This window comes from Arthrobacter sp. NPDC093139, from assembly GCF_044754165.1.
Taxonomy (GTDB): Bacteria; Actinomycetota; Actinomycetes; order Actinomycetales; family Micrococcaceae; genus Arthrobacter.
In genome coordinates, this window is record NZ_JBIVOO010000001.1 from 114,251 (window position 1) to 132,242 (window position 17,992).

The following is a 17,992-nucleotide window of genomic DNA, read 5'->3' on the forward strand; positions in this document are numbered from 1 at the left end:
CCGATGTGTGGCCTGCCGTCGTCCAGTGGTCTGCGCAGCGGCTTCCATCGGGTAATTCAGCCCATGATGCGCGCGCTGTACTGACACTAGATGTGCTGATTGTAGATCGTCAACAGTTCGCAGATTAAAAAGTGCAAACTGTTGACACTTTATCTTGACGGGCGCTAGCGTGATTGAAGACACATAAATCTGTGATTCAGCGCACAGGGTTCGACTAGACGAGGTGGCGGTTAGCGTGGTGGCTCCGATGAAGGTAGCTGTGGTGGGTGTTGGCACGATGGGTGCCCAGGTCCTGTGGCAGCTGAGCAAGCGTGGCGTGGATGTGACCGGATTCGAAACGTACGCTCCGGGCCACTCCCGCGGGGCAGCCGGTGGGGAGAACCGCCTCTTCCGCAATATCGAACTGGAAGAGCCCGGCTACAGCCCGATTGTCGCCCGGGCGGACCGCATTTGGGATGAACTCCAAAAGGAATCCGGCCGCGAGCTGCGGACCCTGACAGGCACCCTCGTCATGGGATCGCCGCAGCACGAACAGATGCAGACAGCATTGCGCAATGCACTGGAAACGGGCATTGACCACGAAGTCTTGGACGCCGACGCATTGGCCCGCCGCTTCCCGCAGTACGGGCTTGACGACGGCGATCTCGCAATTCTGGATGTCCGGAGCGGCTTCGTCCGCCCTGAACTCACCGTGTCAACAGCCGCCCGGCTTGCCCAGGCGCGCGGCGCCTCCGTGGTCAGCGACACCACAGTGATCTCAGTGAAGGGAACGCGAACCGGCGCCGTGGTGACCACCACCGAGGGGGAACACCATTTCGACCGTGTCATTGTGAGCGCGGGTGGATGGACAAGCAAACTCCTGCCCGAGTTCCGCGAAATAATAGAAACAAGGAGGCTGATCTCCAGCTGGCATTTTGCGGCAGACCCGAATTATGTTCCCGGAATTCTTCCTTTTATCCGGACCGAACCGACATATTGCTATGGAATTCCCACCGCCGATTACACGGCAATGAAAATAGGGCTCGGATATTCCTCCCATCTTGAGGTCGATGACCCCGACGATGTAGAGCGGGTCGTCCGTCCCGACGAACTGGCGCCTTTCCAGGAGGCTATCTCGCGATACCTGCCAGGCCTTGACCCGCACCCGATGCGGACCGAGACGTATCTGGAAACCTACACGGAGTCGCGCCGGGAATGGATGGGCCCCCATCCGGAGATGGACAACGTCATCGTGTTGTCCGGTTTCTCCGGCCACGGCTTCAAGATGTGCCCGGCAATCGGTGAAATCGGCGCCAATCTGGTCCTCGGCGAACCGTCCCCCGTGGACCTGGGTTTCCTCCAAAAATTCACCACCGCAGGAACCGGTTCTTACTGAGCATCGGCTTCCCGGTCATAAATTCGCGCAACGACGCGCTCTAACCAACCCCAACCGCACCCAAGATTTGAGGTGACGAACGACATCATGACCAGTTACGAGGCACTACCCCCAATTCCACCACCCCTACAAAATATCAGCCGGCGCAGCCTGCTGAAGGCAGCCGGGTTGGCCGGCGCCACTGCTCTATCCCTGTCCGGCTGCGCAGCACTGGGCACTCAGCGCGAAAACGCCGTCGTTTTCGTGTCCGACGGCGGCGAATACCAGGCAGCTCAGCGCAAAGCCTGGCTCACTCCCTTCCAACAGCAGAATCCTGACCTTCGTCTCGTGGAAGACGTCCCCAAGAATTACGCGAAGCTGAAGGCCATGGTCGCCAGCGGCAATGTCCAGTGGGACCTGATGACAGCCACCGGCGACTTCGGATACGGCACTGACCGGACCTTCCTGCAGGACTGGGCGGGACTAGGCCTGCCAACGAGCCAACTTCTCCCCGAGTACGTCCATGATTCCGTCGTCGGGCACACGATCTTCTCCAATGTCATCGCCTACCGCACGGACCGCATCAAAGGGCCAGGCCCGCAGAGCTGGGCGGACTTCTTCGATCTGGATAAGTTTCCCGGCAAGCGAGCCTTGCGCAACCTTTCGAATGGGGCGGTTCTGGAAATCGCCCTGATCGCCGATGGGGTGGCGCCCGAGGACCTGTACCCGATCGACTTCAAGCGGGCCTTCGCGAAATTGGACAGCATCCGGAAGCAGACTATTTTCTGGACCACAGGCGCCCAGTCAGCCCAGCTTCTGGCCGACGGCGAAGTGTCCATGGCCCAAGTCTGGAACGGGCGCGTCTACAACCTGCAGAAAACCGGTGCTCCGATCGCCATCCAGTGGAACCAGCATTTCATCCAGGCTGACACCTTGGTCATTCCCAGGGGAGCCAACGTCGAATACGCCGCGAAGCTGGCCAAATACATGCTCTCCGCAGAAAACAACGCCAAACTCTCCCAGTACATCCCCTACGGTCCGACAAACCAGGAGTCCCTGGCGCTTGTGGACAAGAAGATGAAGGAGCATCTTCCAACGAGCCACCTGGACATCGGCATCAACCCAAACAATGAATGGCTCAACGCCAACCGTGCAGACGTCAGCTCACGGTGGCAGAAGTGGGTGACATCGGCATGATCCAGGAAATGACGCCCCCGACAAAGACCTTGCCGGCGCCATCCCGACGCTCGCCTTCACGGTCCCCCTGGACTGCACTGATCTGGCCCGGCCTGGTATTCATGGCACTGCTTTTCATCCTCCCTTTCATTCAAACAGCAGTGCGGGCCCTCACGGACCCAGGTCCCCAGAACTTTGCCATCTTCTTCACCGACCCGGTCTATTCCCGGTCGCTGGTCACGACATTCGTCACGGCACTTTTCGTGGCGGTCGTCGCACTCGCCATCGCCTACCCCTACGCCTACATCATGTACGCCGCGCCCAAGGCGATGACGGCGGTGCTGATGGTCCTGGTCCTCCTGCCGTTCTTCACCAGCCTGCTCGTACGGACCTACGCCTGGACGGTATGGCTGCAGGAGACAGGGATCATCAACTCGGCACTCTTGAACATGGGAGTCATCGAGGAACCGCTCCAGCTGATGCGCAACACCCTCGGAGTCACTATCGGCATGACGCACGCACTGCTTCCCTTCATGGTCTTCCCGATCTATTCATCGATGCTGCGGATCCAACCAGACCTGGTCCCGGCAGCCCGCACCCTGGGCGCGACGCCCTCCTTGGCCTTCCGGACCGTGTTCCTGCCCCTGTCACTTCCCGGCGTCATGTCAGGATTCCTGATCGTCTTCGTGATGTCTTTGGGCTACTACGTCACCCCGGCACTGCTGGGATCCCCCAAGGATTCGATGCTGTCCGAACTCGTTGTCAACCAGATCGAGCAGCAGATCCAATTCGGCACCGGCAGCGCGATCGGAATCGTCTTGCTCGTGCTGACCCTCGCAATCCTCTTCGTCGGAACACGGCTTGTGAGCTTCAAAGACATTGTCACGGGAGGCCGGCCATGACCAGAAACATCCCCCTGGGGCTGAAAATCTTCGGAGGCGTCATCGGCGTCCTGCTGATCATGCCAACCCTCGTGGTCATCCCGATGTCGTTCTCCGCCAGCCCTTTACTCAAATTCCCGCCGGAGGGATTCAGCCTGCACTGGTACGGCGTCTTCTTCACCGATCCGCTTTGGAGCTCCGCGGCGCTGCGAAGCATCCAGATCGCGGCACTGACCACCGTGTTGTCCCTCATCCTGGGCATGGCAACAGCACTGGCCATGATCCGCGGGCGCTTCCGCGGCAAGTCCCCGATCCAGGTGCTCATCCTCAGCCCCATCATCATGCCCATCGTGGTGCTCGCGGTCGGACTTTACTTCGTCTACAGCGACTGGAAGATCCTGGGTTCCGTTGGCGGTCTGGTCCTGGCCCACACGGTGATCGCCTACCCGCTGGTCTACATCTCGCTGTCCACCGCCCTCAAAGGCCTGGACAGCAAGCTGGAAGATGCCTCGGCCAGCCTTGGCGCCTCGAAGACCTACACCTTCCGGCGCATCACCCTCCCCCTCATCACACCGGGCCTGCTCACCGGAGCACTGTTCGCGTTCACCATGAGCTGGGATGAACTGATCCTCTCCATCTTCCTCACCGGCCCCACAGTCAAGACCCTCCCCGTGGTCATGTGGGACCAAGTACAGACCGAACTGTCCCCAACACTGGCCGTCGCCGCGACCATAGTCATGCTCGTCACCATCGTGCTGATCATGTCCGCACTACTGATCGGCACGCGCAGGAAGGCACTGAAACCATGACCCCAACACAGCTCACGGAACCAAAGACAACCGTCACCGCGACCGCCACCGGCGGGGAACTGCGCATTGCAAACGTGCGCAAATCCTACGGAGACAGCCGCGGGGTCGAATCCGTCTCCATCGATGTCAGGCCCGGTGAGTTCCTGACCATGCTCGGACCGTCAGGATCGGGCAAGACCACTACCCTGAACCTGGTGGCTGGCTTCCTCGACCCGGACGAGGGCTCCATCACCCTGGACGGCAAGGAACTCTCCGGTGTCCCGCCACACCTGCGCGGAATCGGCATGGTCTTCCAGCAATACGCCCTGTTCCCCCACATGACCATTGAGGAAAACGTGGACTATCCGCTCAGGGTAAGGAAGATCGGCCGTGCCGAACGGAAAAGCCTCGTCGCGGGGGCACTGGAGCTGGTGCAACTCACGGACTATGCCAAGCGCAAACCCTCCGAGCTCTCCGGCGGCCAGCAACAGCGTGTAGCCCTGGCACGTGCCTTCGTCTTCAAGCCCCGGCTTCTGCTGATGGACGAGCCCCTTGGCGCGCTGGACAAGAAGCTGCGCGAAGCGATGCAGATCGAAATAACCCGAATCTGCAGGGAACTCGGCGCGACGGTCGTCTACGTCACCCACGACCAGGAAGAAGCCCTGGCCATGAGTGACCGCATCGCCATCTACAACGCCGGGCGGATCGAACAGCTCGGCACAGCCGAAGACCTCTACAAGCGCCCCGAAACACTGTTCGTAGCCGACTTCGTGGGCGAATCCACCGTGATCAAGGGCAGCTACGCAAAGGGCGCCTTGGTCCACCAAGGCCGAAGCCTCTCCACCCAAGGCGCCCACGGCTCAGTCGCCGAGGGCTCCGCGGCCGCCGTCGTAATCCGCCCGGAAGACCTGACGGTCGTACCCGCCACCCAAACTGCCGCGATTCCGGAGGGCCTCAACACCCTCGAGGCAACCGTCACCAAATGCGTCTATCTCGGCCAGTCCCGGAAATGCCTGCTCACAACGGCCACTGGCCTGGTCATCAATGCCAGGATCCCCTTGCATGCCCCATTCGAGCTCTTCAATCCCGGGGACAGCGCGACCGTCACATGGGACCCTGCAAACTCGGTGCTCGTCCCCGCCGACTAGTTCCCAAGAACACCCAATTCCCAACCAATTCCCTACCGAAACAAGGAGAAAGCAAGCATGACTACCAAACCCGTCGTCACGTTCGACTGCTATCGAACACTGGTTGACTTCGACCTCAACCGCGCCACCCTGCCCATAGTCAAGGACCGGCTTGACCTGGTCGGCGTCGATCACGAGGAATTCCTGGATAACCTCCGCGTCATGCGGTTCCAGGGCGTCGCGAACCCCTACCAGCGCTACACAGACATCGTGAAACAGACCCTGGAAACCTGCATGCTCCTGCACGGGGTGCCCTTCAAGGACGAGGACCATGAGCAGCTCATGGAGGAAGCCAAGAAATTCGCCGCGTTCCCGGAGGTGCCGGAAGCACTTGAGCGCCTCAAGGCCGGCGGCTATGAAATAGCGATCATCACCAACAGCGACAACGACCTGATTCCCTACCACGTCGCCAACATCGGCGTGGAGTTCGATTATGTAGTGACCGCCGAGCAGGCCGGCGCCTACAAGCCCCGGGAGCAGGCGTTCGAACATCTTTTCAGCGTGCTCCCACAGAAGATGGACCAGATCACCCACGCTGCCCAAGGCTGGGAATACGACATCATGCCGACCAAGAAGTACGGCATCCGGCGGGTGTGGATCAACCGCTACAACCGTAAGGGCAGCGATTTCTACCAGCCGTACGACGAGCTGCCCGACCTGTCCGGACTGCCCGCGCTGCTGGGTGTCTGAGCACTTCGGGGTAACTGTCCCTAACGCCGCAGTGCCTGCTGCGGCCCAGGGTCATGGTCCCTCCGGACCTCCACCGGTCTTAGTCCGGTAGAGGTCCGGAGGACGGCCGCATGCTGGACCGTGTTGCGAGAGAGTGCCTCGACTGGCAAGCTGCAATTCCGGACCTGGTGCTCGTATCGGTCGCTTCCGGTCATGGCGGTGAATAAGTGAATATGGCAGGCGTGTCCGGGATTTCGACATTGATCGAATTATCAACGGCATGCTGAAGAGCGGAAGGGGAACACGCCATGAGCCTTGTCAACGGTACAGTCACATTCCAACGGAAAGTGACCGCCGATCTCATCGCGGAATATTTGCGCGACCGGATCCTCGACGGAACCTTCGCTCCGTCAACGAGTATCAATGAGGTCCAGCTCGCAGCCCAGCTCGAGATCAGCCGCGGACCGGTCCGTGAAGCAGTTCAACGGCTGGTGCAGGAGGGGTTACTCGTCAGCACACGCAACCGCGGGACATCAGTGGTGGAGCTTGGGCCCGAGGACATCGAGGACGTCTACACGGCGCGCGCCGCCATTGAACGGGAAGCAGGCCGGCTCGTGCTCAGGGGTGACACGACGGAGCTGACCGCAGAGCTTGATGCGCTCCTGGCTCGCATGTTCCACGCTTTGGAAAACAATAAATGGCAGGACGTTGCCACGGCGGACTTGAAGTTCCATCAAACCATCGTGCAGGCGACAGGCAGCCCCAGGCTGACAAGAATGTTTTCCACGCTGGCCGCCGAAACGCTTCTCTGCCTACGGGAATTCCAGAACGTTTTTGAACGGAAGGAAACCATCCTGGAGCAGCACAGACGGCTCCGTGACCTTATCCAGGCCCGGGACGAGGAAGGCTATCTCGCCGAAATCGAATGGCACCTTAAGAACTCCATCGTGACGCTGGAAGCCGCGCGTAAACAGCGCGACTCCTGATCCCGCCGGTGAAGCGCCGAACCTCAGACGTCCTCGGCCTACACCCCCGGGCGGCGCCGGAAAGCCACATCCGCGCCGGCACGAAACGTGTGACGCGTGGCCGCGCTAACCCCTGCATGCAAGCAGCTCACTTCCGTCGTCCACACAACATCGGAGGCGGACGCACCGGCCCCGGGGAGGGCGCCGTAAGAAGCAGCAACCCCGTAGAAACTTCCTCGCGACACGGTCAGCGGCGAGTGGACCGACACTGCCCTTGGACTCGATGGAAACCATGCCAGGCCGCGGACGAACTTTCACGAAGGCTCGAGAATTGGAGCAACGACGAACGTGGGGTCGAGCTGAATCCTGGGTGGTCCTGAATGAAGTCGACATACTCAGACAAGTGAGCGACACCTGTCGCGCACTGCTAACTGCACTCTCACCAGGCTAAAGGTCAGCACGGAGGCGCTTCACGCCAACAGAATACCGGTTCTGTCCTTTCCGTGCCGCGACCACAAAGAGGCCCCGTTAGTGTCGCGGATCGCGACACACCTGTACCCGTCCCACTTGGCCTCAAACGCTAACGTTCCTGGCAGAGCGCCCGCCCGTGGCATCTTCGTGACCGCTCTGGCCAGAGCGACAGTCACCGGTGGGGCGAGCCCAGCCGGCAGTCCCGCGCCGACTCTAGAGCCCATCATCGAGGCCTTCGAGGGTGTCGACCTCGACCGCGTCCAGCAGGTCAGAGGTGTTGTTCCCGGTGATCCTGGCCAGTTCGTCGAGGGCGATGAACCCAGTCCTCGCGAGGGCGATGGCCAGCTCCGCCAAATACTCACCCCCGTTGCGCTGCACGAGGTCGTCCAGGACCGCTTGCATGCCTCCGGTGAGCTCGGTGGGGCCTTCGGCTTCCTCGGCGGCGATGCGCAGCAGCGTTAGTGCTGCCAGGCGAGGGTCGTCGTAGATCAGTCCCATGGCCCCACACTACGCAGCGGCGTCCTCACTGTCAGTGATGGCCTCCAGAAGCCACTGCTCAGAGAGCGGGTCGCGGCGCAGCTGGAAGGTCCGCAGCGGGGCCGCGGTGCTGTCGCGGACCTGGACGCGCCAGTGTCCGACGCTGACCAGGTCCCCGGAGCCGATGGCGGCTCGTGTGCCGGTGTGCCACCAGTCGCAGCGTTCGAACCAGTGCACGGTTTCGGCGGCGACCGCCCAGATCTGTCCGTCGTGGCGGACAGCCAGGGGAGTTCCGGCGGCGGTGAACCGCACGTGCACCGGCACGCCAGGCTTGGGCGCCGCGGTTGTGGGCGCGGTCTTGGGTGTGGGGTGGGCAGGGCTGGTGGTGGTGCGTTCGTGGGTGATGGTCATTCGTGTGTCTTTCGGGTTGGTGCTGGTCGTGGGGGTGTTTGTTAGGCGGCTTTGACGAGGGGGAGTTCGTCCCAGTGGGTGGTGTAGCGGGGGGAGAGCATGTCGCGTTTCATGGTCCAGTCGAGGCCTGTTTTGATGCCGGCGTGGCCCAGGCCGATGGCGCCGCGGCCGTACCGGCGGGTGACGTCTTCGAGGAGGGCGCCGATGTGGCGTTCCTCGTGCGGGTTTTCGAAAGGCTCGAGCAGGGATTGGTTGCCGGTGGGACGCAGGTCGGTGACCATGATCCCTGCGCGGGCGTATTTGAGGCCTTCCTGGATGGCGGGCAGCAGCGCGTGCGCGGCGCGGGTGAGCAGGACCGGGTCCGCGGTCGGCATCGGCAGTGCCACGCACACGGACGGGTAGGAGGCCTGGTGCTGGTTGTAGTGGGAGGTCCCGGCGAACGCGGTAAGGACCTTGGCCTGCAGCCCGTGTTTTCCCAGCCGTGCGCTGGCCTGCTGGCCGTAGACGGACAAGACCTGCCGGAGCCCGGCCCGGGTGGTGACGGGCGTGGCGAAGGAGCGGGAGAAGATCAGCTGATCCCGGCCGATGCGTTCTTCCTCCATCGGGATGCACGGGGTGCCCTGCAGTTCCAGGACGGTGCGCATCATGACCACGGAGAACTTGTCCCGGATCGCGACCGGATCCGCGGCGGTGAGATCTTCGATCGTGTGGATGCCGATCGCGTTCAGGCGTTTGGTCAGCCGGCCGGCGACGCCCCAGATCTCCTCCACGGACAGCCGCCCCAGCAGCGCCTCCCGCACAGGGGCGGGGACGGAGTCCCAGTGGCAGACCCCGCCGAAGGCGGGGTTATGCTTGGCCCACTTGTTGCACAGTTTCGCCAGGGTTTTGGTGGGGGCGATCCCGACGCAGACCGGCACGCCGACGTGCCGGCGGACCGCGGCTTTCATGGCCCGGCCCAGCGCCAGCAGCTCGACGGGGGAGCCTTTGACGCCGAGGAAGGCCTCGTCGATGCTGTAGACCTCGAGCCAGGCCGAGTACCGGCCCAGCAGCTCCATCACCCGGGCGCTGATGTCCCCGTAGAGCTCGTAGTTGGACGAGAGCGCGACCAGGCCCCATTCCTTGGCCCGCGGGGCGAGTTTGAACCAGGGTTCGCCCATCGGGATGCCCAGGGCCTTCGCTTCGGGGGAGCGGGTCACCGCGCATCCGTCGTTGTTGGAGAGCACCACCACCGGCCGGCCCTCCAGCGACGGATCGAAGGCACGCTCGGCCGAGGCGTAGAAGCAGTTCACATCTACATGGGCGATCTGCGGCATCCGCCGCATCACCGCCGGCCTAGACATCGCATCCCCCAGCGCAAAAGTGCGCGCCAGGCTTGGGGCTCTTAGACATGGTGCAGGCACCTGGTGGCCACGCCCCAAACGGTCAGCTCCGACAGTGCGGGGACCCGGATGTCCGGGTATTTGGGGTTCTCCGCCTGCAGCACCACCCCGTCCGGGGTGATGCGCAGACGCTTGATGGTCAGTTCCCCGTCCAGGACGGCGACGACGACCGAGCCGTCGGCGGGTTCCAGGGCCCGGTTGACGATCAGTTCATCCCCGTCGCTGATCCCGGCGCCCTCCATCGAGTCCCCGGTCACCCGCACCACGTAGGTGCTGGTGATGTCCTTGATCAGATGCTGGTTCAGGTCGATCCGGCCGTCAAAGTAGTCCTGCGCCGGGGACGGGTACCCGGCCGCGACCGGCACCGGGGAGACCAGCACCGACAACAACGAGGCACCCGCATCTATCACCCGGGGACCAATAACAACGCCCATGACACACCTTTATTCGAATATATGTTCGATAATTAAGTGTAGCCCCAGGGGCTGACAACGTCTTTCGCGGGCCACTCCGACCGCGATATTCGGCTACGGGCGCCATTTCGGGGTAACGCGCTTGCTCTGGGCCTGGGGCCACTGCAGACCCCACATAGGATGAAGCGGTGACCGACGAACACAAGAAGCGCCGCTTCCTGACCATCGAGCAGGCCGCGGAGGAGCTGAATGTCTCCGACAGCCAGATCCGGGCCCTGCTAAAAACGGGCGAGTTGCGGGGCATCCAGGTCGGCGGCCGCGGAGTGTGGCGCATCGGGGCCACCGACCTCGAAGACTTCATAACTGACGCGTACCGGCGCACCGCCGAGCGTATTGCCACAGGTGAGTTGAAAGATGGCGGGGGCCCCGAAGATTAGCCGGTGTGAAAGCCCATCCATCCGCTGTGTGTAGCGGCGACTAATATCTGGCCGGGCCAAGGCGCCCATCCGAAATCGTCGTTTTTCTACCCCACTGAGATCCGAGGACAACGTTGGATACCGCTGAATGGGCTCTTGAGCTAACCGACACTTTGACACACTCGGGTCATGGACTAGCGCAGGTGACAGTGGCAGCCTTCCGGGATGTGGCGTACAGGGACGAAGTAATTGAAGCAGCCACGATCGTCACGGCGGCTGCGGGCTGGCCACTCTACGAACTCTCAGCAAGGAGCGTGGAGCCCGACCCGGCAGTATTGCCTGAATTGGGTTTCGTTATTCTGCGCGACGTAGACGCGCCCCTTCCAATGGCCGTTCCCGTGCTCATAGGCGCCTTCCAGCATCTTGTGCAAAGAGATCTCCCTGTCGGGCTGCTCGTTGTTGCGACGACGCGAGGGATCAGGGCGCTTCGACTCCATCAGGGCCTGGGTTTTCTCAGCCGTGCGGAAACCCTTACCCAAGCCTGAGCCTGTGGCGGGGTTCCGTGACCGGGTCCCCGTCGGCACCACCCTTGCATCGACTACGAGCATATGGGCTGCGACCATGAGAACCACCGGCCAGCAGTACCTGACCGATACCGGTCCGATGGGCATCCTCGCGATCAGCAAGGACCGCAGCCGGCTGCTGGTCGTCGAGCTGAAGCGTGGTCGAGCCAATGACTCCGTCGTCGGTCAGATCCAGTGCTACATGGGCTACGTCCAGGAGGCCCCGCTCGAATCCGGGCAGTCCGTCCAGGGCGTCATCATCGCCAAGAGGATGACCTGAAGATCCGTCGCGCGCTTTCCATGGCCCGGAACATCCGGTTCATGAAGTACCGTGTCGAATTCCATCTGGAGTCCGCGGGATAAGGAAGCTTACGGGTCGGGCCTATGCCGCTTTCTGCCGTAGGGCCTAGGATGCAGGCATGGCAGGGGAGGCGCTCAGGCCTGCCCCGCGGGGCAGGTGGGAAAAGATCCTGCCACGGTCCCTTGGGCTGCTGGTCTTCCTGGCCACGTCGACGTCCAGCCTTCTCCGTGAGAACTTCGGGTTTTGGGAGGCGACGACGATGTCCTTCGGTGCCTTTGGTTTGGGCGCCTTCCTGCTTGCCCGGCTCGCGGCTCCGCAGCGGAAGGAACGTCTGGCACATGATGCAGAACGGGGAATCATCGAGTGCGCTATCCGCTATCCGGATTCCCACCCGGGTTCCATCCGCCGCCTGTGGCTGCCCGGGTTCGCCGAAGTGAGCCGCGGGACGGTCAGGTTCCAGCCGGATCTTGTCGGTGAAGGTGACCCGGCCGGTACGATCAGGCCGTTCTTCGATGTCATCTTCAAGGGCCCGGTAGAGCCGCCGGCCAAGAGGCCCGCGGAGGTGAAGCGAGGCTGGAGCATCGTCGCCTTGGAAACGGACGAGGGCGTGCTGCATCTGGCGGCCGGTGATGCCGCCTTGAAGCTGCTTGAAGAACGGCTCGGGGGCCCACAGTCAGCCTGATCTGTTCCGAGCTTTGTCAATGTCTTACGCTCGGCTTATGGCAGAGGCTGAAGGGCGCAAGCGGCTGCAGCCGAGGATGACCCGGGGTGGCTTCCGCGTTCAGTTCGTCCTGTGGTCGATCATCGCTGGGCTGCAGCTGGTGATAGTGGTTGGGAATCTTCTAATGGGGATTGTCTGGGATCTGGGGGACTACTTATCGCTCGTCCTGCTATTCCTGTCCGTTACCTATCTCGCGTTCCTGTTGTACCTTCGCCATCATGATGGCCGCTTCTGGGACGAGGAAGAGGCTATTAGGGCTGATTGGGACCGTCGGGGTCGGGCGCTGTAGCCAGTAGAAAAGAGCACCGCACGGCGGCACAAGCAGTGGCCAGGCTATCCCTCGGTAAGCCGGAATTCGGTCCAAAGCGGGTAGTGGTCGGAAATCCGCCAGGAGATTTCGTTCTTCGTCAGCCCGGTCATCACGTGCGGGATGAAGTCGAAGGATCCGGCGCGCTGGTTGTAGGTGATGCCGTCCAGCAGCGGGGTGCCGTCGGGTTCGGAAAACCAGGCGATCTGGTCGTAGAAGTTGTTGGCTCCGCTGTCGTCGAAGATGGTCCGCGGCACCGTGTTCAGCTCCGTGGGCGGCCACAGCCCGGTGGCGACGAAGGCCTCGTAGAGCGGGTCGCCGATGCGGTCCAAATTGAAGTCACCCAGGACCATCAGGTTGTGGTTCCAGTCGTTGGGCCGGTCCGCCCACGCCCGCATCCACTGCGCGAAGGCTGTGACTTCGGGAAGCCGCTCGGCGGCGTTCTTGCCCCACAGGACGTGGACGGAGGCGAGGGTGAATTCCGTACCGTTGCGGCTGAAACCGGCGAAGTATGGGGTGCGGGCGAATTGCCGGGCCGGGTCGCTCCCGAGGGCCGGCAGGACGATTTCCCCGACCAGTCCGGAGGGCTGGACCCGGTCGCTGTCGTACAGGAAGGCGAGGCGCTCCGCATTGCCAGCGGAACCTTCGGTGACGTCGGAGGCAATCACCCGCCAGGCCGGGCCGAGCCGCTCGAGCAGGAACCGCAGCGCCTTGGTGCTGCGCCTGGCCTCCTGCAGGGCGACGACGTCGAACCGGGAGATGACCTCGGCGATGCACGCCACCGCATGCCAGTCCCGTTTGGGGGAGTCCCTTGGCCCGGCCGCCCATTTCGCGGTGACATCGCCGAACGCCCGAACGTTCCAGGTCGCGACCAGAAGGTTGGTGTCTGTTCTGGCCGGGATGGTCGCGTCCAAGGCCCGCGAGAGCCTGGCCAGGCCCTGGGTGACGGAAGCCGGGGGAGCGGTAGTCATGGGTCCCATCGAATCACGTTGACTTTCGCCGGCCCCGTAGGCAGGCAGAAGGTCCCCTGATCTTCATTTCGAGGTCACCGAAAACCCTATCCCCATTCAGGGTCCCGTTCGCCACCGCCGTACCAGAAAGACTAGCCAGACGGTGCAGGCGATCGGCAGCACAAGCGACCCCGGCTCGCCCTGTATCGCCCCGACGGCGTAAACGATCCAGGTCACCGCGGCCAGGGCGCCCGTGACGATCAGTACTTTGCGGGTGACTTGGATCGAAGGCAGGTCGGCACCTTCGGCGCGGAGTTGGCGGGCTTCGAGCACGGCTGCCCGGATGAGAGGTACGAAGATCGCGGCCATGATTGCGGCGACCAGCAGTGAACGCCACGGCTCAGTAACTCCCAGCCCCTCCAGTCCGTACCCCACGACGGAGCCCAACAGTATGAACCAGAACAACGCCCAGCCTGCCAGGCGCCTGCGTTTCGGCGGCATGCCCTCGAGCGAATCCGGCGGCCAGGACTGCCACTCGTACTTGTTGCCGTCGTTGCCTGCCCCCGTGGCCATAGCCATAGGGTAGCCGTGTTCCGACTGCTACAGTCACGGCATGGTCAGGTGGCGTAAACCCAAGGCACTCAGCAAGGAAGACCTCAGCTACGCACGCTCCTGGATGATCTTCTTTGCCATCCTCAACCTCGGCAACGCGTCCCTGACCATCTCCGAGCATCAGTCCGAAAGCCGCGTTCCGCTGAGCGCATGGGGATCGCTGGCCATCTCTCTTTTGAGCATCCTGACCGCGGCCTACTACCAGAAGCGTCTGGACCAGATCCGAGCCATAACCGGGATCATGCGCGATCCATAGCTTCGGAATGCGGCTACGCTTCTCCTCATGATCCCGAACCATTAGCACCTGATCGGACTCCTGCGCCGTGCCGCTCCGGGGTTCGCCGCCGGCGACTTTGCCACCACGTTCAGAGACGCTTCCGGGCCGGAGGATGAGTGACCGCCGGGCCGGCGTTTCCCAGCAGTTTCACGTCGCTGGCTCTGGAGGTTTGTTCACGAGGTCGGCAATCAGTCCATTTATCCTGGCGCGCCGGCGCCGTACCCAGATCGGGTACCAGACGGCAGCTCCCAAGAAGCAGGCCGAGACGAAGACGCCGAACCAGGGATGTGCTGGGTCATCGAAGATGAGGAAGATCCCCATGGCAGTGAACAGGCCGAAGAAGAGCGGTCCACCCCAGGCCCAGTGCCTCTCCTGCCGAACGATCTTCTGCAACTCGGGGAGCCACTCTTCGGCAGTGGCATGTTCGGGCAGCTGGCCACTGGAAATGGCCTGCTGAACATTTGTTGCCGTGGGCGCTCCTTGCGGTTGCCTGCGGTCCCGGGCCTGTTTCCAGCGGTTGATCCAGATGGCGAAGCAGCCGAGACCCAGTCCGAGGACGGCTGTGAGGGCGGCCTTCTCGGGCTCGATCTCCTCGCCCTTGAGGAAATCCATGCCCAGAATCAGGGCGGTGTACACGACGGCGATCGCAACGACGATCAGCCAGTTGGGCGAACGCCGCACCAGCGCGCGCCAGCCACCTTCTTCTTTATTGACGCTCATGATCCTTGACCTTAGGGAAGAAGGGTACTGAACATCAGGGCTGCTCCGGACAGGCTGAACACCGCCCCTGACAGCATTGCGAACCGGAACCTGGCCGCGTCCAGCCGGGCATTCCGGGTGGGCTGGCCCCGTTGCTTCTGCCGGATGGTTACCCCGACTGCGGAGCATGCCGCGGCCAAGATGAAGCAAGCAACGGCCGCCAGATAGATGTTGGGGCCCATGTCATTCACCGGCGTCCGCCGGGTGTTCACGCAGTATGGCGGCCAGAAGACGGACAGCTGCTGGGTCCTGGCCCCACGGCACCCCGGAATGGGTGCAGGCGTGGAAGTTCATCACCTTGGAGCCTTTGGCGGCTGCGGTCAGTTCAGCCCAGGCCTCCTGCAGGTCCTCGCTCTGCGCCAGCTGGGTGGCCTCGCACGTGCCTGCGGGCTCGGTTGCGGGCATGCCTGGGGCTTTAGTCCTGCGGCGAAAAAGTTGTTTGAAGTGCATGAGTGTCTCCTTTCTGACAGTGCCTGGCGGGTGTGACTCCGTCTATGGTGCCGGGACCATCCAGAAGCCGGCGACGGATGCACGGCTCTCTTCTGTGGTTGTGGGTACGAGATGGGCGAAGACCGGGCCTGTCTCCAGCTTTACGATCATGCCCCCGGTTCTTCCGCACTTAAGTTCGAGTTCGTAGTTTGTTCCTCCGCGACGGTCAGGCTGCGCGATGAGGAGGGCCGCATTTGTGACACCTACGCATGAAGAGGTGACCAGGTAGCTTCCCTTTGACAGGCCAGGCAGCGAGGCGCGGTGCCCGTCGCCACTAAGTCCACCCGAGCCGCCCAACACAAGGTCGGAGGGCCTGGGGCCAAGGATCCGGTCTAGCTGCGCCTGGTTGCCTGCCTGTTCCCTGGCAAGGGCGGGATCGGCCGTCGGCGGGCGGGGCGGGGCTGGCCGGGAAGTTGATGCCGACGGGGCAGCCGAAGTGCCCGCCTCGTCGTCCGTGTACGCACAGGCACTCAAGACAGCTGCCGAGACGGTGAAGACCACCAACATCATGCCGCGGACCGGTTTCCCTCCAATGAACCCCATGCCCGGAGCCTACCGGCAGCGGCATGCGGGAGCCACCATTGAAGCTGGGCCGGAGGACAGGGCCTGCCGTTGCCGGATAGCTTCCGGATCCGAGGCATGATCAGGACGCCATGGCGGTCTGGAGCAACCCCCTGCCGCCGGGTGCGGTGCCTGAGATGTGGCACCTGACGAGGGCTTTCAGCAGGTGCGGAAGGTGGAGTTCGATGTCCCGTGCGACGTCTGTTGCGGCCGCCCAGTCAGCCAGCGCCAAGGCCAACTCGAGTTCGGTGCACAGCTGGTTCATCCTTAGCGCCCCGACCAGCCGCGATTTCGTCTTCAGGCTCCGCGAGGCATCCAGGACCAGATCGTAGTCCTGGATGGCGACGGTGCGAACGATCCGTTCAACGAAGCGGGGGAGTTCCGCTGCAGGGTGCACATGTAGGCCTAGCCCACGAGCTCCCGTGGCTCACCGTCGCGCCAGGGACGATGTTCTCGTTGCTCCATAGAAAATTCACAGTGCTAGTGTGGCTGCAGCTGGTGGCGGCAGCCCCGGGCGATCCGCCTGGAAATTCCTCATGGTGGGCGGTGCCCTGCCGCATACAATGGCGACACGCGCAGCGGGGTGTCGAATGAACGCGGCACGTCTCGTAGCACGGGCGCTCATATACCGGCACGATTCATGTAGGGGTGATCAAGGTGACAGATGCAAATCCGGATCCGTCAGCGGTTGACGGCGAGGATGTCGAGGCGATTCAGAACGATGAGACTTTGACAGCTGCCGACCGTGTCGACTTCATTGCAAACCAGGTCGTGGCCCAAGACGAAAACGGCGAATCCCAGAACGGGAACTGACGCCATAGCCGCCTCGGGCAGGCGACGTAACGGTCCAGCCAGCCCAGAAGGGGAGCGCGTGCCTAGAAGGGGAGCGGGGCGCCGGGCACTCCGATGAGAGTCGCATGCTCCCCGTCCGGCGCTTCAAGTTCTAGCAGGACAATGCCGCGGCGGTGTTCGGTGGCGGTGATTTTGAACTCCGCCCCGTCGGCCCGAACAGTATCGCCTACGTGGAGCTGCTGTAGCTGGCGTGGGGCGTCGTGTTGATGCTCGGCAAGCATGACGTGTTCCTGGTCGTGATGCCACGGGCGGAGCTTGTGTAGCTGCCCGCCGTCGCCGAGTCCTGTTGTGGCGGCGATGGAACGGTTCCCCGGCCGCATTCACGGCCGGGGACCGCCGGGCGGGATGTTCCGTGCGTTGCTGCTGCATGTGCGCTACAAGGCGCGGTGGCGTTACCGATACCAATCGCCCAATAGGCAGCATTAGCGTGTAACGGGCATCCCGTCCCGGTCTGTTAGGCGCTGATCTGTTGCTGGCCGCCCTTGGTCTCGATTTCAATCTTGCGCGGCTGCGCCTTCTCCGCCACCGGGATGCGGAGCGTAAGGACGCCAGCGTCGTAGGCGGCTTTCACGTTCTCCGTATCCAGCGTTTCGCCCAGGATCAGCTGCCGGCTAAAGACACCGTGGGGCCGCTCTGCAGCAAGGTAGTCGGCTCCGTCGCCTGCTTTATGCGCGCATTCCGCGCGGATGCTCAGAACGTTCTGGTCGACATTCACGTCGATGGATTCGGTTTCCACGCCGGGCAGGTCAACCGCCACCACGAATTCGTTGCCTTCACGCCAGGCGTCCAGGGGCATAGCGGCCGGACGGGCGGTCGTGCCGAACACCTGCTGCGTCAGCCGGTCGAGCTGGCGGAACGGATCGCTCATCAACATGGCATACCTCCTGGATCATCGAGTGACCGGATCTATATCCGCTGACATAGATTTAATAGCACCGGGGCCACAAGCTGACAAGAGGCTGCATCTCACAAAATGCCTCTGATTCGTGGACCATGAAGTCCATGCCCACAGG

At 62.7% G+C, this 17,992-nt stretch carries 25 protein-coding genes; 13 read left to right on the forward strand and 12 right to left on the reverse strand.

Annotated elements, in window-relative coordinates; translation table 11 throughout:
- Window positions 1-223: 223 nt before the first annotated feature.
- The 7 genes from solA to ACIP90_RS00585 all read left to right on the forward strand — a co-directional run bounded on the left by solA (window position 224) and on the right by ACIP90_RS00585 (window position 7,041).
- Window positions 224-1,375, forward strand: a complete 1,152-nt coding sequence (gene solA / locus ACIP90_RS00555; RefSeq protein ID WP_400575809.1) for an N-methyl-L-tryptophan oxidase — start codon at window positions 224-226, stop codon at window positions 1,373-1,375.
- Between the two features lie 72 nt (window positions 1,376-1,447).
- Window positions 1,448-2,551 (forward strand): ABC transporter substrate-binding protein, encoded by a 1,104-nt coding sequence (locus ACIP90_RS00560; RefSeq protein WP_400575810.1) that lies wholly within the window; start codon window positions 1,448-1,450, stop codon window positions 2,549-2,551.
- 101 nt (window positions 2,552-2,652) lie between these two features.
- Window positions 2,653-3,432 (forward strand): ABC transporter permease, encoded by a 780-nt coding sequence (locus ACIP90_RS00565; RefSeq protein WP_400575812.1) that lies wholly within the window; start codon window positions 2,653-2,655, stop codon window positions 3,430-3,432.
- Complete coding sequence (locus ACIP90_RS00570) at window positions 3,429-4,220, forward strand: ABC transporter permease (protein ID WP_400575814.1); 792 nt, start codon at window positions 3,429-3,431, stop codon at window positions 4,218-4,220. Before ACIP90_RS00565 ends, ACIP90_RS00570 begins: the two co-directional genes overlap by 4 nt.
- Entirely contained in the window at window positions 4,217-5,347 is a 1,131-nt protein-coding gene (locus ACIP90_RS00575; protein WP_400575816.1) for an ABC transporter ATP-binding protein, read from the forward strand. The genes ACIP90_RS00570 and ACIP90_RS00575 overlap by 4 nt, the downstream gene beginning before the upstream one ends.
- A 57-nt stretch (window positions 5,348-5,404) precedes the next feature.
- Window positions 5,405-6,076 (forward strand): haloacid dehalogenase type II, encoded by a 672-nt coding sequence (locus ACIP90_RS00580; RefSeq protein WP_400575818.1) that lies wholly within the window; start codon window positions 5,405-5,407, stop codon window positions 6,074-6,076.
- A gap of 287 nt (window positions 6,077-6,363) precedes the next feature.
- The gene (locus ACIP90_RS00585) at window positions 6,364-7,041 is read left to right on the forward strand and encodes a GntR family transcriptional regulator (RefSeq protein ID WP_400575820.1); all 678 of its coding nucleotides are present in this window, start codon (window positions 6,364-6,366) and stop codon (window positions 7,039-7,041) included.
- Window positions 7,042-7,704: 663 nt separating this feature from the next.
- Here ACIP90_RS00585 and ACIP90_RS00590 read toward each other — a convergent pair.
- Genes ACIP90_RS00590 through ACIP90_RS00605 form a run of 4 tightly spaced genes read right to left on the reverse strand, consistent with a single transcriptional unit; the run spans window position 7,705 to window position 10,192 of the window.
- The gene (locus ACIP90_RS00590; RefSeq protein ID WP_400575821.1) at window positions 7,705-7,989 is read right to left on the reverse strand and encodes a hypothetical protein; all 285 of its coding nucleotides are present in this window, start codon (window positions 7,987-7,989) and stop codon (window positions 7,705-7,707) included.
- Window positions 7,990-7,998: 9 nt separating this feature from the next.
- Window positions 7,999-8,379, reverse strand: a complete 381-nt coding sequence (locus tag ACIP90_RS00595) for a hypothetical protein (RefSeq protein WP_400575823.1) — start codon at window positions 8,377-8,379, stop codon at window positions 7,999-8,001.
- Between the two features lie 41 nt (window positions 8,380-8,420).
- A complete protein-coding gene (locus ACIP90_RS00600) occupies window positions 8,421-9,701 on the reverse strand; it encodes a Y-family DNA polymerase (RefSeq protein WP_400576756.1) in 1,281 nt (426 codons plus the stop codon).
- Between the two features lie 59 nt (window positions 9,702-9,760).
- Window positions 9,761-10,192 (reverse strand): LexA family protein, encoded by a 432-nt coding sequence (locus ACIP90_RS00605; protein ID WP_400575825.1) that lies wholly within the window; start codon window positions 10,190-10,192, stop codon window positions 9,761-9,763.
- Between the two features lie 167 nt (window positions 10,193-10,359).
- Here ACIP90_RS00605 and ACIP90_RS00610 point away from each other — a divergent pair, with 167 nt between their 5' ends.
- From ACIP90_RS00610 to ACIP90_RS00625, 4 genes are all read left to right on the forward strand, one after another.
- Entirely contained in the window at window positions 10,360-10,608 is a 249-nt protein-coding gene (locus ACIP90_RS00610; protein ID WP_400575827.1) for a helix-turn-helix domain-containing protein, read from the forward strand.
- Between the two features lie 600 nt (window positions 10,609-11,208).
- Entirely contained in the window at window positions 11,209-11,430 is a 222-nt protein-coding gene (locus ACIP90_RS00615; RefSeq protein WP_400575829.1) for an endonuclease NucS domain-containing protein, read from the forward strand.
- Between the two features lie 139 nt (window positions 11,431-11,569).
- Window positions 11,570-12,133 (forward strand): hypothetical protein, encoded by a 564-nt coding sequence (locus tag ACIP90_RS00620; RefSeq protein ID WP_400575831.1) that lies wholly within the window; start codon window positions 11,570-11,572, stop codon window positions 12,131-12,133.
- 37 nt (window positions 12,134-12,170) lie between these two features.
- Complete coding sequence (locus ACIP90_RS00625; protein ID WP_400575833.1) at window positions 12,171-12,461, forward strand: hypothetical protein; 291 nt, start codon at window positions 12,171-12,173, stop codon at window positions 12,459-12,461.
- Window positions 12,462-12,505: 44 nt separating this feature from the next.
- Here the strand turns inward: ACIP90_RS00625 and ACIP90_RS00630 are convergent, their stop codons facing one another.
- Entirely contained in the window at window positions 12,506-13,450 is a 945-nt protein-coding gene (locus ACIP90_RS00630) for an endonuclease/exonuclease/phosphatase family protein (RefSeq protein ID WP_400575834.1), read from the reverse strand.
- Window positions 13,451-13,546: 96 nt separating this feature from the next.
- Window positions 13,547-14,002 (reverse strand): hypothetical protein, encoded by a 456-nt coding sequence (locus ACIP90_RS00635; protein WP_400575836.1) that lies wholly within the window; start codon window positions 14,000-14,002, stop codon window positions 13,547-13,549.
- 40 nt (window positions 14,003-14,042) lie between these two features.
- Between ACIP90_RS00635 and ACIP90_RS00640 the strand changes: the two genes are divergently transcribed.
- On the forward strand, window positions 14,043-14,297 hold the full coding sequence (locus ACIP90_RS00640) for a hypothetical protein (RefSeq protein WP_400575837.1): 255 nt from the start codon (window positions 14,043-14,045) through the stop codon (window positions 14,295-14,297).
- A gap of 168 nt (window positions 14,298-14,465) precedes the next feature.
- On the opposite strand, the gene ACIP90_RS00645 is transcribed toward ACIP90_RS00640, so the two are convergent.
- From ACIP90_RS00645 to ACIP90_RS00660, 4 genes are all read right to left on the reverse strand, one after another.
- A complete protein-coding gene (locus tag ACIP90_RS00645; protein ID WP_400575839.1) occupies window positions 14,466-15,038 on the reverse strand; it encodes a hypothetical protein in 573 nt (190 codons plus the stop codon).
- 222 nt (window positions 15,039-15,260) lie between these two features.
- Complete coding sequence (locus tag ACIP90_RS00650; protein ID WP_400575840.1) at window positions 15,261-15,482, reverse strand: hypothetical protein; 222 nt, start codon at window positions 15,480-15,482, stop codon at window positions 15,261-15,263.
- Window positions 15,483-15,569: 87 nt separating this feature from the next.
- Window positions 15,570-16,109, reverse strand: a complete 540-nt coding sequence (locus tag ACIP90_RS00655; RefSeq protein ID WP_400575842.1) for a hypothetical protein — start codon at window positions 16,107-16,109, stop codon at window positions 15,570-15,572.
- Window positions 16,110-16,209: 100 nt separating this feature from the next.
- Window positions 16,210-16,524: a hypothetical protein gene (locus ACIP90_RS00660; protein ID WP_400575844.1), complete on the reverse strand. Its 315-nt coding sequence runs from the start codon at window positions 16,522-16,524 to the stop codon at window positions 16,210-16,212.
- A gap of 260 nt (window positions 16,525-16,784) precedes the next feature.
- Here ACIP90_RS00660 and ACIP90_RS00665 point away from each other — a divergent pair, with 260 nt between their 5' ends.
- Window positions 16,785-16,940 carry a hypothetical protein gene (locus tag ACIP90_RS00665; RefSeq protein WP_400575846.1) on the forward strand — a complete coding sequence of 52 codons (156 nt, stop codon included), beginning with the start codon at window positions 16,785-16,787 and terminating at the stop codon, window positions 16,938-16,940.
- A gap of 62 nt (window positions 16,941-17,002) precedes the next feature.
- On the opposite strand, the gene ACIP90_RS00670 is transcribed toward ACIP90_RS00665, so the two are convergent.
- Together ACIP90_RS00670 and ACIP90_RS00675 are read right to left on the reverse strand one after the other, a co-directional pair.
- Window positions 17,003-17,200 (reverse strand): hypothetical protein, encoded by a 198-nt coding sequence (locus ACIP90_RS00670; RefSeq protein WP_400575848.1) that lies wholly within the window; start codon window positions 17,198-17,200, stop codon window positions 17,003-17,005.
- A 233-nt stretch (window positions 17,201-17,433) separates the two neighbouring features.
- Complete coding sequence (locus ACIP90_RS00675) at window positions 17,434-17,853, reverse strand: Hsp20/alpha crystallin family protein (protein ID WP_400575849.1); 420 nt, start codon at window positions 17,851-17,853, stop codon at window positions 17,434-17,436.
- Window positions 17,854-17,992: the final 139 nt, after the last annotated feature.